Origin of the sequence: Phocaeicola sp. RTP21359st1_B8_RTP21360_211022 (assembly GCF_040911965.1) — a bacterium.
In the GTDB taxonomy this organism is placed as follows: Bacteria; Bacteroidota; Bacteroidia; order Bacteroidales; family Bacteroidaceae; genus Phocaeicola; species Phocaeicola vulgatus.
This window is the reverse complement of the sequence record NZ_JBDFXP010000074.1, coordinates 1-14,932: the sequence shown is the minus strand read 5'-3', so window position 1 is coordinate 14,932 and position 14,932 is coordinate 1. Positions and strand designations below refer to the sequence as shown.

At 40.8% G+C, this 14,932-nt stretch carries 8 protein-coding genes and 4 pseudogenes; 5 read left to right on the top strand and 7 right to left on the bottom strand.

What is annotated here, in order from left to right; translation table 11 throughout:
- From AB5062_RS21575 to AB5062_RS21555, 5 genes and pseudogenes are all read right to left on the bottom strand, one after another.
- Positions 1 to 852 (bottom strand): annotated as a pseudogene (locus AB5062_RS21575) (carboxypeptidase regulatory-like domain-containing protein); the annotation flags it as partial.
- A gap of 100 nt (positions 853 to 952) precedes the next feature.
- Complete coding sequence (locus tag AB5062_RS21570; protein WP_005852354.1) at positions 953 to 2,194, bottom strand: serpin family protein; 1,242 nt, start codon at positions 2,192 to 2,194, stop codon at positions 953 to 955.
- An 86-nt stretch (positions 2,195 to 2,280) separates the two neighbouring features.
- Positions 2,281 to 3,711 (bottom strand): energy transducer TonB, encoded by a 1,431-nt coding sequence (locus AB5062_RS21565; protein ID WP_005852357.1) that lies wholly within the window; start codon positions 3,709 to 3,711, stop codon positions 2,281 to 2,283.
- A gap of 249 nt (positions 3,712 to 3,960) precedes the next feature.
- A complete protein-coding gene (locus AB5062_RS21560) occupies positions 3,961 to 4,263 on the bottom strand; it encodes an immunoglobulin-like domain-containing protein (RefSeq protein ID WP_368326977.1) in 303 nt (100 codons plus the stop codon).
- Positions 4,264 to 4,599: 336 nt separating this feature from the next.
- Positions 4,600 to 4,869, bottom strand: a pseudogene (locus AB5062_RS21555) (hypothetical protein); the annotation flags it as partial.
- Positions 4,870 to 5,531: 662 nt separating this feature from the next.
- On the opposite strand from AB5062_RS21555, the gene AB5062_RS21550 reads away from it, so the two are divergent.
- From AB5062_RS21550 to AB5062_RS21540, 3 genes and pseudogenes are all read left to right on the top strand, one after another.
- Positions 5,532 to 8,705 (top strand): TonB-dependent receptor, encoded by a 3,174-nt coding sequence (locus tag AB5062_RS21550; RefSeq protein ID WP_005852363.1) that lies wholly within the window; start codon positions 5,532 to 5,534, stop codon positions 8,703 to 8,705.
- A gap of 18 nt (positions 8,706 to 8,723) precedes the next feature.
- Positions 8,724 to 10,397 (top strand): RagB/SusD family nutrient uptake outer membrane protein, encoded by a 1,674-nt coding sequence (locus tag AB5062_RS21545; RefSeq protein WP_005852365.1) that lies wholly within the window; start codon positions 8,724 to 8,726, stop codon positions 10,395 to 10,397.
- Between the two features lie 61 nt (positions 10,398 to 10,458).
- Positions 10,459 to 11,150: pseudogene (locus AB5062_RS21540) on the top strand (potassium channel family protein).
- A 413-nt stretch (positions 11,151 to 11,563) separates the two neighbouring features.
- On the opposite strand, the gene AB5062_RS21535 reads toward AB5062_RS21540, so the two are convergent.
- Both AB5062_RS21535 and AB5062_RS21530 read right to left on the bottom strand, forming a co-directional pair.
- A complete protein-coding gene (locus AB5062_RS21535; protein ID WP_005852369.1) occupies positions 11,564 to 12,415 on the bottom strand; it encodes a PepSY-like domain-containing protein in 852 nt (283 codons plus the stop codon).
- Positions 12,416 to 12,569: 154 nt separating this feature from the next.
- Positions 12,570 to 13,247: an MIP family channel protein gene (locus AB5062_RS21530; protein WP_005852371.1), complete on the bottom strand. Its 678-nt coding sequence runs from the start codon at positions 13,245 to 13,247 to the stop codon at positions 12,570 to 12,572.
- 319 nt (positions 13,248 to 13,566) lie between these two features.
- Here AB5062_RS21530 and AB5062_RS21525 point away from each other — a divergent pair, with 319 nt between their 5' ends.
- On the top strand, positions 13,567 to 14,700 hold the full coding sequence (locus AB5062_RS21525; protein WP_005852373.1) for an OmpA family protein: 1,134 nt from the start codon (positions 13,567 to 13,569) through the stop codon (positions 14,698 to 14,700).
- A gap of 137 nt (positions 14,701 to 14,837) precedes the next feature.
- Positions 14,838 to 14,932 (top strand): annotated as a pseudogene (locus AB5062_RS21520) (PorT family protein); the annotation flags it as partial.

Below are 14,932 nucleotides of genomic sequence, written 5' to 3'. Positions count from 1 at the left end.
AAATGTATAAAATAAAAAATACGGAACTCGATTTTGAATCCCGTATTTTCCATTTACACAAAATATTTTATAGTGCCGATAAATGCTCTTCAGCACTTCTTTAAATGCTTTTGCCAAAGGATGATTCTTGTCATCAATGTTTTCCCGTTTTGGACGAACGGACATAATCACTACATCCAAATCCACCAGACGACCATCCGAATAGCATTGCATATTATTTACCCAAAAGGTCATGCGTTTCCCTTTGTATTCCGGAAAGCGATGCCAAGGAAAACGCCGGATAATTTCATCCTGAGCATGCTGTATTTTCATGCCAGCCCGTAGGGTATTATGGTAAGTCTGGCAGCTTTCTATACGACCGTGTTGAAGCACCATCACTTGTTCCGTTTCTAGATTGCGGTCGAAGCCGCTGTGTACATAACGCACCAGCTCACCTTTCCCGGCACGAAGTTCTCCGTTGAACCAGCGGGCACAGATTTTCCCGTTTTGGTAATAAGGTTGAAACACTTTTTTCAATTGGTCTGGCTGATAAGTGAGGGAATACTCTTCTTTCTTCTGTTTATCATAGACACAGACTTCCAAATGATGCAGATACAGATGAGATTGCTGCACTTCCCAATAGGCGGTATAGCCTTCCCAATTGGCGGTAGTAATGCAATGGTTGTCCGGCAAGAATTCCATCAACCGATGAAACAGGATAGAATCCCGGTTGATGGGCTTGTCCAATAACACCCATTCTTCTCCCTGCAGATAAATGACATCACCGGATAGACCGGTAGCCTTCCCTTCCCAAAGAATAAGAAAGAAAAGAATGGCTGTCATCATACTTTTGAAAAATATAGGTATCTTCATGGCACGTTCTAATATTGAGGATTATACAATACGGATACTATAGATAAGTTTTCTGCTTGCTAAAGTTATTTTTCTCCCTTGTAATGCTCTGTGTTTCAGATTACAGAATATCCATCATCTTTCCCATAAACAAAATTAAACCTGTTTTATTTTCATGGATAACTAACAAGAATGGACGATTGACATGGAATGGATAAGGTGTAATCTCTGGCACTATTTCTGATTCAAAAACAACATTTGTAATAGTCGCTGCTGCTGCAACTGTGCCTGTTTCCGTTACTTCCAATCGGGTAAATTGTTCGATTTCAGAAATATAAGCAGGCATATCTGTCATACGTGAAAAGTCTGCACAATTTGCATTAAAAGCATCATGGATGCCCATTTTCTGGAAGGTAGGAATGATGTTGGATTTGTAATCCAACTTGATAGAAGGTAATTTGAGGTCCAGCATACAACTTATACTATCTGATGCGGACAGCCATGCTTTCCAATTGGCTTCACTAAATGTGGCTATGCAGGAGTCAATGGATACACCTTTCTTGGGAAGAATCACTGTCATGGCATACGAATCGTTTCCGTAAGGGAGGGTAGCCATTTCAAACAATTCCGCTTTATGAAAAGCAAACCATTGATCAGACAGGTGCATCATGCTGACCGGATGCTTCTTTCCACTCACAGGATAAAAGTTTTCCTGCCGGGTTTCAGCCGGATCAAAAGGGAAAATCCATCCACTTTTGAAGAACAACGTATTGATGAGAATACAATTACCCATAGTTTGATCCAAGATTTTAGAGATACGTCCTTGAGTTTGTTCTTTTGTCCATTGGTTTATAATATCGGTTGATTTAGGATCTGAAAAGTCTAGATTCTGTGTTTCTGCAAGAAAATACTTCTGATTAATTTGTTGAAAGGTAGCCTTTATAGGTGACTCGTCATGAATCCAAATGGAATTGGCTGATTGGAAGATAGTCGTAGAATCTAATTGAGGTAGATTGTTCATCAGTTTTAAAAAGTAGCTATTGATAGATTGAAGCTTGCTTCCAGATGCAGAAAGTACAGATTCTATTTCTTGTAAAGTCTCTCCTGAGCCTCCGTTGGCAACCATCCCTAAATTGAATTGGGCACTCAGAGGAGAAATGAAAAAACTTTGTCCTTTCTCCTGTTCATTCATCTTTTGAAAAAAACTGCAAGCAAAGTCATTACTGATGGATACCATAGGCATCTCTTCTTCCGAAAGTTCCAATGAAGATAATTCTACAAAAGGTTTGTGGGATGAAGTCTGTTGGCAACTGATAAAGATACAGAAACTTATTCCGGTAGCAAATAGTAAAAAGTTTTTCATGATGACAGTTTTTTTTAATTCAATATCAGAATTCTTTATATTTTTGTTTATATTTAAATCTGTTTACAATTACCTTCTTTAGACAGTTAATTAACCGGTATTTCAAATTTGATAGGGAATGTATACTTCACTTTGAGGTTCACTCCATGTTGATGACCCGGTTTCCACTTGGGCATAATCGAAACAATGCGAAGTGCCTCTTCACATAATGCAGCATCCGCACTTAAAACAGGGTTGACACTGCGAAGAATGCGAGGCTGGGTCACCGTTCCGTCATTATCAATCACCACCTGCATGATAACTGTACCTTCCAGTTTGCTTTGCTTGGCAGCTTGAGGGTATTGTATATTCTGTCTGATAAATTCCATCAGTTTGGGCACGCCACCCGGAAACTCAGGCATATATTGCACTACCTCAAAAACATCCTCTTCATTTGGGGTAACCTGATTACCGGAGTAATTAGCAGGTCCTACAGGAATAGGCTTTTCTCTGTATGAAACCTGCTGTGAGATGTAGGCTTCAAACCATTGATATATGTTGTAGAAGCAAGTTTCATCTTCATTATAAAGTCTGATTTTTAGGAGATAGTCACCCAGTTGAACATCCTTAGGTAAGTTGACTCCTATCTCAATAACCTTTGAATCATTCAATAGAATGGCAATAGATTCTTTGCTTATTTTCTCATCGTGAATCTGATGTAAATTCTTTTGTTTGTCCTCGCGAAATAAAAATGCTTCATGTTTATAAATCAAATGAAAATACGGACAGGCAATGGATACATAGACTTTATCATTCGAAATTGAAATTCGTTCCACATTGATTTCTTCACTTTTGCACTTGATTTCCTGATGCGTCTGGTCGTTTAAACAGACCTTGGTTACTCCTTCTGCATCATCCACTAAGTGCCCCCATTTTATAGAGGAAGTTCTTTTGATAGGCAGATCGGCATTTACAGGAGGAATGTACTTAATTTCTACGACTCCTGTATCATTCGGATTACACAGGGAATCCTTATCAACAAGCGTAATGTGATCCTCGATGCGGAAGGTTACAGGAAAAACGTATTTTACTTTCACGGTCTCTCCGTTCAGTTTCCCCGGCTTCCAGTCTGGCATCATTCTTACAATGCGGAGTGCTTCTTGGTCTAACAGGGGATGGACGCTGTATGCTACTTTAGGCTGTACAACTTTTCCGTTGCGGTCAATGACACTCTCTATCCAAACTCTCCCTTGTATTTTCTTGTATATGGCAGCAGGAGGATACTGAATGTGGGTCTGTATATATTTTATAGCTTCCTTCATGCCACCCGGATATTCAGGTCGTTCTTCCAATACGGCATAAATTTCTTTATCGGAAGTATTCTTTTTTAAATATAGTAATAAGGTGGAGTCCACCACAATAAACGAGGTGTCGGCTTGGGTGGTAGAACATTCTTTCGTTTCCAACTTCTGTCGTTGCTGAATGCAAGTGGTTGAAAGAAGGCAAAAGGATATCAAAAATACAATACCGCTTCTCATAGGCAAAAACAATTTGTGAAAACAAAGGTATTTCGAAAACATACAATATTCGTAAGATGCTTGGCATCTGCTGTTATTATTATAGTCATCTATATTCCACGCTGATTACATCGGAAGAATCGCGAACAGCTTCTTTGATGTCTGCCAGCCGGAATTCGGTCATGAGCATAATTTTCTGTTTTTTATCGGTTAATTCCACCTCATAGAAGAACCTGTATCTGCCCGGTCGGTTGGGCAGGACATTCGGGTTTAAGTGAGCTTTAAACAGAATTGTTTCCCAGGTTTGATGATATAGCCAACGCAGTGGAAGTTTGTATTTATGGGAAGAGTTCGCCAGACTCCATGCTGGTTTTCATAAGTAATCCGGTATGGGTCTCCACACCCTATCTCGTGCTCGCTCTGGTTGAATAAAACAAAAGTGGCGGTATGAGCCGTGTATGGGTATGCAGAGAATTCAGGATATAAATGGATGCCCAAAGTGTCGGAAGTGTATCGTTGATTGTTGGGTGTTGGTTCTATGGGTCCTTCAAAACGGATAGCGGGTGAGTCCATGACCTTCTTACGGAAAACGGCTCTGGCTTCCGGAGAGTTTAGACATAAATTTACAACAAGATGATTACCTTTTATGCCCGATCCAGATATATTGCCGTCTAATCGAGTACCCTCTATTTCTGAACGCGCATATCGTTTTCGCAGTTCATTCTGTATCTTTTGCAGTTCTTGCTCTGTAAACACAGAATCCTTTACACTCTGAGTAGCTACAGGAAGATGGCAGATCGTGTCTTGGGTATGAACGGAGATTGTTTGAGCGCCTTGTGTAATCGAAGCTGAATCACTCTTTACCGCAGGCTGATTGTTGCTGGACGGTTTACCGCTACACCCCACAAGCAACCATACCAAGAGAAGAATCAATACCATTCCTAAAGCTAAATAAAGCATTGTCTTAAAATAGGCAACCTTATCCAGCTCTTCTTTTTCCAAAGTTTTCTGGCGGATATCTTCTATTTTTTCCACCGTCATCTGAGAGAGGTCAGTCTCTTTTCCTGTATCCAATAACCGGTGGTAGGTGTCTGTTAGCCTCTCCCGATTCCGTTTGCGCAACTCTCGATTTTCTTTATCGCGTTGCAGCATGTCGTTGATACATCCTAATGTTCCCATGAGTTCTTAATTAGATTATCTGCCTTAAAAATAACAATAAAAAATGAAATGTTAAAGAATCAATTAGTTAAATGCTTCCTTTTTTTGTTTTTTATAAGGGGTTAGTAAAATTAAGAACGAAAGGTGAGGACGTTGATTTAATTACATCACAGATTTGTAATCTAATAATGCCCCAATTACGAGATCTGTTTTAATATACGTATTATGGAATAATATCCTTGATCTTCGTTCATGTAGAATCCATATTACACAGCCAGTCAGACATCTTGGTATGCTTCGTAATACAGTAGACATTTTAATCCCTAAACCTAAACTCCGAGGATGTATATCAGTAAAAAGAACGGCATTACAAGCTCCTCTATACAATTACTATCAAATATAACCATGGTTATACTACCAGATAAATTTTATTTTGAAGTTACAGATATCGGAACTTCTTTCACCGTTTACGTAAACGGTATTTTTTCATCAAAAAAATTATGAATATTGGATTGTATTTTAATTTGTATTTATATATTTGCGTTGAAAAATAAAATAACCTTTAAAAAAGAGCGAATTTATTAACTTGTTAATTGAAAAAATCATAATTAGAAAAACTGCTTAAAACCGAAATAGAAATCACAGATAAATTTTCATAAAACACATCTTCAAATATTAAAGCTATGAAAAAAGAGCGACTAAAGTTAGTAAGCGCTATGTTACTTTTATCCGGCTTTTCTACCGGATATGTTCAGGCCGCCTCTCATGCAGCGGCTGTAGAAATGCATTCTGTACAACAGGACAATGCTTGTACGGGAGTGGTTGTGGATCAGAACGGTGAAACCGTCATCGGTGCGTCTGTTGTTGTCAAAGGGACAACGAACGGAACAATAACGGGACTGGACGGAGATTTCAGTATTCCAAACGTAAAGAAGGGTGATGTCATTGTCGTTTCATATGTGGGTTATATGAACTCTGAAATCATATGGGAGGGCAAGCCCTTGAAAATAGCACTGAAAGAAGACAGCAAGACCTTGGACGAGGTTGTTGTTGTAGGTTATGCGACTGTCAAGAAAGCCAATCTGACCGGTGCGGTTTCTGCCGTCGATGACAAAGTGCTGGCAGACCGTCCCATCGTCAATCTGGGACAAGGTTTGCAAGGAACAATCCCTAACTTGAACATCACCACCAGCGGACAGCCGGGAAAAGGCTCAAGCTTCAATGTCCGCGGTGAAACGTCCATCAACGGTGGTAGCCCGCTGGTTTTGGTTGACGGAGTACAGATGGACCCGAACCTGATCAATCCGCAAGATGTGGCAAGCGTATCTGTATTGAAGGATGCAGCTTCTGCCTCTATCTATGGAGCCCGTGCCGCTTATGGTGTTATCCTTATCACAACCAAGAGCGGCCGCAAGAATATGCCTACACAAGTGTCATTCGATGCATCTGTCTCATTCAACAGTCCGACAACCCGTCCGGAATATATGAATTCCATGGAATATGCGCACTGGATGAACGCCGCAAACAATACGACCAGCGGCCGTGACCTGCTCAGTCAGGAGGAAATGGAGCATATAGAGGCTTATTTCTATGATCCGGTCAACAACCTTCCGGTCTTTGTGGCAAAGGACCCCAGCAGCTGGCAGTACGGAAACTGTCAGGCCGGCAAATATGCCTATTGCGGAAATACGGATTGGATGAAAGAGATGTATAAGAAAACTTACCCTGTCCAAAAATATAATGTAAATATTAACGGTGGTAGCGACAAGGCCACTTATTATACCTCGGTGGGTTATATGGACCAGGGATCACTGATGCGTTACGGGGATGAGGGCTTCCGTAAGTTCAATATGGTGAACAATATCAATTATGACATCAACAACTGGATGCACGTATCCATGAAGACAAGTTATATCCGTACCGAACTGGACGGACTTGCCCAGGATGCCGTGCACGGAGAGTCATGGATCGGTAACGACACACAACCTCTCATGCCTGTAAAACATCCTGATGGTAACTGGTCAGGTCAAGGTAATTACACCAACTTTGCCGCAGTTTTGGATGAGATGGGTTCACGTAAGACCACGAAGAATGACTTCTGGAACACCCTTGCCTTGAAACTTACCCCATTGAAAGGACTGACAATCAACATGGACTATACATTCAACTATTATGCGGAACATGGCAAGGTACACAGAAAAACATTCAACGAATACGGTATAGATGGCAAATTCTTACAGGTTTTCCAACACTCCAGGCCAAGCGGCGTGTCAGAAAGCCAGGCCAATGACACATACAACGCTTTCAACCTGTTCGGTGACTATGAACTAACTTTGGGCAAACATTATTTTAAAGTAATGGCCGGTTACAATCAGGAAACCAAGCATACCCGTGGCTTCTCGGCAAGCCGGGATGAGCTTATCTCCAATGACCTTCCCTCAATGGACGCCGCTACCGGAGAGAAATATGTGGGCAATTCGGATGACAGCTGGGCCACAAGAAGCGGTTTCTTCCGTGTAAACTACAGTTTTGCGGACCGTTATCTGTTGGAGGTGAACGGCCGTTATGACTTGTCGTCTAAATTCCCGAAAGATGACCGTTCCGTATTTAGTCCTTCCTTCTCTTTGGGCTGGAAATTATCGGAAGAAAGCTGGTTCAAACAAGCCACTAACGGATTTTTTGATGAATTGAAGATAAGAGCCTCTTACGGTAGTCTGGCAAACCAGGCTTTGGATAATGGGTGGTACGCTTATCTGTCCAATTATGGAACAGGTACCTTGGGATATATCATGGGGGGAAAACAGCCCCAATATGTATTGCCCGGTGGTCTTGTAAGCAATACCGTTACCTGGGAAAAGGTTACCCAGTGGGACTTGGGGCTTGACTTTGTCATCCTGCAGAACCGTTTGAAGGGTACATTCGACTATTACCAGCGTAAAACGACCGATATGTTGGGACCGGGTAGAATATTGCCTAATATCCTAGGTATGAGTGAGCCCTTGGAGAATGCCGCCGATATGGTAACACGCGGTTGGGAACTGGCATTGACCTGGAATGACCAGCTGGACAACGGACTGCATTACAGTGTGGGATTCAATCTTTCTGACACCCGGGCGGAAATCACCAAATATGACAATCCGACCAAGTCATTGTCTTCTCCATATTATGAAGGACAGATAGTCGGTGACATCTGGGGATATGAATCCAGCCTGTTCCAGTCTGCCGATGAGATAGCTTCGGCTCCTGACCAGTCCAAACTGGACGGCGGAATCAGCAAAGTGCCCGGTGATATCAGATTTATGGATATTGACGGTAACGGTGTCGTGGATTATGGAGAGAATACGGTTGACAAGCCGGGTGACATGAAGATTATCGGTAACAACAAGGCGCGTTACCGTTACGGATTCAATATCTCGGCGGACTGGAAGGGCTTTGATTTAGGAATATTCTTCCAGGGTGTCGGAAAACGTGACCTGATGCTCCCCTATACATTTAAATGGCAATACGGAAGCATGTGGCAGGTTCCTACAGCTGTAGGTAACGATTACTGGCGTGAAGACAATGCAGGGGGCTGGCTTCCGGTGGCACGTTTCAATGGCAGCCAGGCTTTAGGTCAAAACCAGACACGCTATCTGCTTGACGCATCCTACCTGCGTCTCAAATCATTGTCTTTCGGATATACCCTGCCTGTTTCCCTGACGAAACAATGGGGAATACAGAAATGCCGCGTATATTTCACCGGAGAGAACCTGCTGACTTTCAAGCATACTCCGGAAGGATTTGACCCAGAACTGGACGATCCATACAAGTATCCGCAGCAGAAATCGCTGGCTTTGGGACTTAATGTTGTATTCTAATCTTAACACAAAACTTTTATGAAACTAAAATATGTACTTTATATGGCGGCTGCCCTGTCTCTGACAGGCTGTAATGACTCTTTTCTGGAAAGAGGCCCGCAAAATTTGAATGACCAGAGTTTTTGGATATCTGTCAATGACCTGAAAGCCTATGCCAATGCCTTTTATGGTCTGATACCGGGAGGAGTCAGTGTTCTGGATGACACGGACAGTGACATCCAGGTCCCCAACGATATCAATTCTTTCCTATGGGGACAATATGTCGTGCCTACAGAAGGTGGCGTATGGCAAAAATCAAACTGGCAGAATATTCGTAACATCAATTATTTCATGACACATTATCAGAGTGTGCAGGCTGCCGAAGCGGATGTCAACATTTATGTAGCTGAAATGCGTTTCTTCCGTGCGCTGGAATATTTCAACAAGATTCAGCTTTTGGGAGATGTGCCTTGGCTGGAAGTTGACCTGAATGTGGACAGCGAGGAACTGTACGGTCCGAAAATGAAGAGAAACCAAGTGTTCCAAAAAATCATCGAAGATCTGGATTTCGCCATCCAATGGCTGCCGGAAGCAGGCAGTGAAGAAGCCAACCGCCTGAATAAGGACATAGCCAGACACGTAAAGGCACGTTTCTGCCTGAATGAAGGTACCCATTATAAATACCATGATGAATTGGAATATGCCTCAGAAGCAGAAAAGTGGTTGCAAATGGCTGCAACTGAAAGTGACAAGCTTATCACATCAGGAAGATATGAAATCTATAATACGGGCCATCCACAAGAAGACTATTTCAATATGTACCGCATAGACGACAAGAGTGACCTGAAAGAGGCCGTCCTCTACGTGGATTATAAGACGAACATACGTGAACACAACATGGCAGCTGCAGGACGTGAGGCCGGATGCGGTTTCTCCAAAAGTTTTGTAGAAAGCTTCCTTTGTTCGGACGGGCTTCCCATTTCACTAAGTAATAAATATTTAGGCGATGAAACAATGAGAAAGGAAACGGCCAATCGTGACCCCCGTCTGAAACAGCTGATCCTCACCAACGATTTTCCGACAAACGTGACAGATGACCTGAAGGACTCTACTTTTGTGGTGAATGAGGATGAGTTTATCACCCAGCACTGTTTCACAGGATACAGACCTATCAAAGGATTCAATCCCATATACTCACAGGCGTTGTATATGAAAAGCTCCTTCGATGGCATCGCTTACCGTTATGCAGAAACCCTGCTGATCAATGCGGAAGCAAAAGCGGAATTGAATACCATCACCAATGCGGATTTGGATAGAACTGTCAACCAATTAAGAGACCGTGTTGGAATGCCTCACCTGACAGTAAATGTAGGTTTTACCGATCCCAAATGGCCGGACTGGGGATACAGCCTGAGCCCTGTTTTACAAGAGATCCGTCGTGAACGCTGCATTGAGTTGGCAGGAGAAGGTTTCAGATTCAATGACCTGAAACGTTGGAAAGCCGGTAAACTGCTCAATAATGTACTGACTTATGTGGGAAAAAGAAAACCTGACGGTAATCTGGCCATTGTATATCCCAACTACACGAATCCCGACCTTTCATATCAGGCAGGAAAAAGCCGTACTTGGGAGGACAAGATGTACCTTTATCCGATTCCGACAGGAGAACTTCAGAGAAATCCGCAATTGTTACCACAGAATCCGGGATGGTAGATGTAGTAACAATAGATTTCCCAGCTGTGATTTAGATTGACAAGGAAACCACCATGGGCAGATATGTACTGGTGGTTTCCTTTTATTTTATCAGGTCGATTTCTATGGAATAACCTTGGTTTTTCTTTATTGTATGTACAACGTAGAGTGAAATTGACAAATATCTCCAATGATGCTAGTACTGATATCAAGGCACAAAGTATCGACATATCCATAGAATAGAAGTGGAAGATGGGGCTGTCTGACAATTTTGATTTGTTTTTGGATATAGAGCCTTCTTTTCTCTTTTGGGTAAATGAGGATAATTGAGGACGCAAACTTACCCATATAGCTGTGGATGTTATAGATAAAGATTTTCTATCTGTGGGATGGCGTTCGACTGAAGTCGGATTGAACTTCCGAATTATCGGTATGGCTCTTGCTTCTGCCAGAGAAGAACTTGAAACAGTCTACACAGCTAGTTTTATTACAATTTGCTTTTCCGCCATTTTGATGTACTATATTGAAAGGAATGCACAACCTAAAGTCTTTAAAAATATCGGTGACGGAATCTGGTGGACCATTATTACATTTGCTACAGTCGGATATGGTGACATTTATCCCATTACCTTTTTGGGGGAATTATTGGGTTGTATTATTTGTCTGGTAGGTGTGACAATGGTAGCTATTCCGACCGGTATCATTAGTTCTTCTTTTATCAATATCGTACAAAAGAAGAAACAAAACCTAGAAAAAGAAAATGATAGTCAATAAGAAGGTTGATATAATGAACTTTTGCTAATAGATAGGTTGTAAAAGAGATTTTGTAGCGTTTATTTGCGATTTTTTCTGCAAATAGTAGACATATAGATAATTATTGTTATTTCTCAACTACTTAATAGAGAATGGGAAACTTTAGTTATATGTAGATAAAATAGTACGAGCAATATTGTTTAGGTTAAGCAGAATGGTATGAAGGATTGTTTTAAAGTATACTTTTTTGTAATGGGCAGTATTAGACTTATATTATCCATATTTTTTATGAATATCATATTTTATAAATATCATATACGGAACAAAAACTTCTTTGTTGAAGTTTTGTCCCGTATTGAAAGTTCCTGTTCTTTATATAATCCTTAACTCGGATAAATCATAATTTATGCAATATGAATATTATATGTTGGAAATTATTGTTTGGGTGTGCCATCTTCATTGATTCTGATACTTACACTTGGTTTACCTTCTATCTCCAATTCCACTATATAATATTTTCCTTTAGGAGTATCCACTTCATCGGCTTCATCGTCCAATTCCGCTCCTTGATGTTCCTTTAAAGCGTTTTCCACAGCTTCTTTTACTTTAGCGGGCAATGTGTCATACAGAACCTCTTTAGCAGTGGAAACCCATACGTTATTAACAAAGCAAACTTCCAGTTTTATAGCCTGCAATAGGATATCGACTTCCAGCACATGGGTGGTTTTGTCTAAATCTGTTTCAAGCAACTTATATCCTGCATATTTTTCGTTCAGGATTTTGCTCACAGCATCAGGTAAAGCCGTAGGCAGATAATCTTCGGAGTCATCTTCCTTGTCAGCTACTTCTTTCAATAAATTTCCCTTGGTATCGAAATAAAGGTCATATTCTTCATTGCCTTTCTCTACTTCGATCACATATACAGTTTCCATATTCTTGCGTTCGAGCATGTCAACATCATCACGCTTCCAACCATCGTATTTGGTGAGTGCTTCAAATGTCGTTTTCACTTCCGCCGGCAGTGCTTCATAAACAATATCCGTTTCTGTCATTAGCCATACGCCATTTACGTCAAACCAGGCTTCTTTTTCTTTATTGTCTTGATTGAATGTTGCTATGTGATTTGTTCCACGGGTACTCCAGTCATGAGCGATATTGCCGAATTCTTTAACAAAGGCATTTTCTAATTGTTCCGAAACAGGAGCATTGTCATCATCGTCACAACTTTGCATTGCGAAACTAAGTAACCCCATAGCCAGCATTACGAAATACATTTTTAGTTTCATAGTTTTCTATTTTTTAATGTGATTAATTTGTGTCTTTATTTCATTCTCTTAAAATTAGTCATGAATTTGCCTTATCTGCTAATTAAGAACAAAGTAAAATTGAATTTGTTTTTTTAAATGCAGATATTCATTTTATAAAAAACAAGAGGCTTGATCAATTCTTTTTATCAGCAAAGATTTTCCATACACCGGCACTTAACGCAGCACCCACAAACGGTCCTATAATAAAGATCCAAAGTTGGTTTAGGGCTTCTCCTCCTTGAAAGAAGGCGGGGGCTATGCTGCGGGCAGGATTGACAGACGTTCCAGTATAACGGATACAAGCGAGATGAATCAATACCAAGGAAAGACCGATAGCAAGTCCGGCAAAATTCCCGGCTCCTTTTTTCTCATCCGTAGTGCCCAATACAACTAGTACAAATATGAATGTAAAGACTATTTCTGCCAGTAAAGCTCCAGTCATGGAAACGCCTTCTTGACAGGCATTGGCACCGGTTCCCTCCAATCCTGAATTGGAGGTTAATGTCCAAAGGATGGTTGAGCCGATAAAGGCACCGATCACTTGAAACAGTATGTACATGGCGGCATCCTTCCCGTTCATACGACCTGACAAGAGACAACCGAGCGTGATGGCCGGATTAATGTGGCAACCTGAGATTCCACCGACAGTATAGGCCATGGCTACAACAGACAATCCGAATGCGAGAGCCGTACCTATAACTGTAGAAGCCAGATTTGGCTCTGATGATGTACACGACAGACTAACTGCTGTACCACATCCCATAAGAACGAGAACCATAGTTCCCAACATTTCAGCAATGTACTTTTTCATAATTTTTTAATTTAACTTATTTGTTATATAATGTTTAAAAAGGTAATATCACTAAAGTGTTTTTGCAAATGTATAAATAAAAAGATTTGATTGAACAGATTTTGAATAGAATTAGTTAAAAAAATATCTGTTATAGTTGGCTTTTTCTTCGCTCTATAACTGTGTTTATAAAAAATGTTGTCTATATATAATATAATTAGATTGATAAATATCGAAAAGCTTTAGTAAAATAGAATTATGTTAAAAAACATATGTTATAATATTACACAAATGTAATCTTTGTTATATTTGCGCGTTTTTATTTTAAATTAAACAAGATATGAAAAAGATTATTGTGCCAATTTTAGCTTGTATGCTTACAAGCGGCATCTATGCTCAGAAAGCGGTAGAAGGAGTCAAATTTACAGATAACTGGTCTGTTGGGGTCAATGCGGGTGTAACCAGTCCGCTTACTCACAGTGCATTTTTTAGAAATATGCGTGCCACATGGGGCATCGGGTTGGGTAAACAGGTCACGCCTGTGTTCGGATTAGGTATTGAAGCCATGACAAGTATTAATACGACAGCCAGTAAAACAGCCTTTGACAATACGAATTTGAGTCTGTTGACTACTGTCAATCTGAATAATCTTTTTGGAGGTTATCTTGGCACTCCACGTTTGTTTGAAGTGGAAACGGTTGCCGGTATAGGATGGCTGCATTATTCCATGAATGGAGATGGTGATCTGAACAGTATGTCAAGTAAGTTGGGCTTGAATTTTAATTTCAATTTAGGAGAGGAAAAAGCATGGACGCTTGGTTTCAAGCCTGCTCTTGTATATGATATGAATGCGAATGGCTTTGAAAATACATGCTTTAATGCCAACCGTGCGGCATGGGAAATTACTGCTGGACTAAAATATCATTTTGCATGCAGTAACGGAAAGCACCATGCATCTTTCGCCAAATTGTATGACCAAACTGAAGTGGATGCGCTGAACGCGCAAGTGAACAGTTTACGTCAGGAGAATGCGGACAAGAATGCTGAATTGGAAGCGGCCAGTCAGAAAACAGCTGAATTGGAAAAAGAATTGTCTGATTGTAGAAACCAGGGCCCCACAATTGTAACAGATACTATCACTAATAACAGAAAGACATTGGAATCTGTGGTAACATTCCGTCAGGGTGGTATTTCGGTAGAATCCTCACAGATACCTAACGTGGAACGTATCGCTACTTATTTGAGAAACCACAAGGCTGCAACTGTATCTATCAAGGGGTATGCTTCTCCGGAAGGAAAGGCAGAGGTGAACGCACGTATCGCAAGGCAACGTGCCGAAGCTGTCAGAAATATGCTGGTCAAGAGATATAAGATTGCCGAAAGCCGGATCGCAGCAGAAGGTCAGGGTGTTGGTAATATGTTTGAAGAACCGGACTGGAATCGTGTAAGTATCTGTACTATACATGAGAACTAACCGATAAATACTTGAATTGTGTGTAGGCCGGAGTGTGGGAAACATCTCCGGCTCTTTTACTGTTCATGAATTCAGGTGACAGTGTCTTTACACACAGTTTGTTGGATATTAATTGAATATTTAAATTTATAAATGTGATGAAAAAAGTTTTTTTTACCGTATTGTTTGCGTTAATCTGTACTATGGGATTTTCGCAGGTGTCTTTTAATGTAAAGGCTGGTCTTAACCTTAG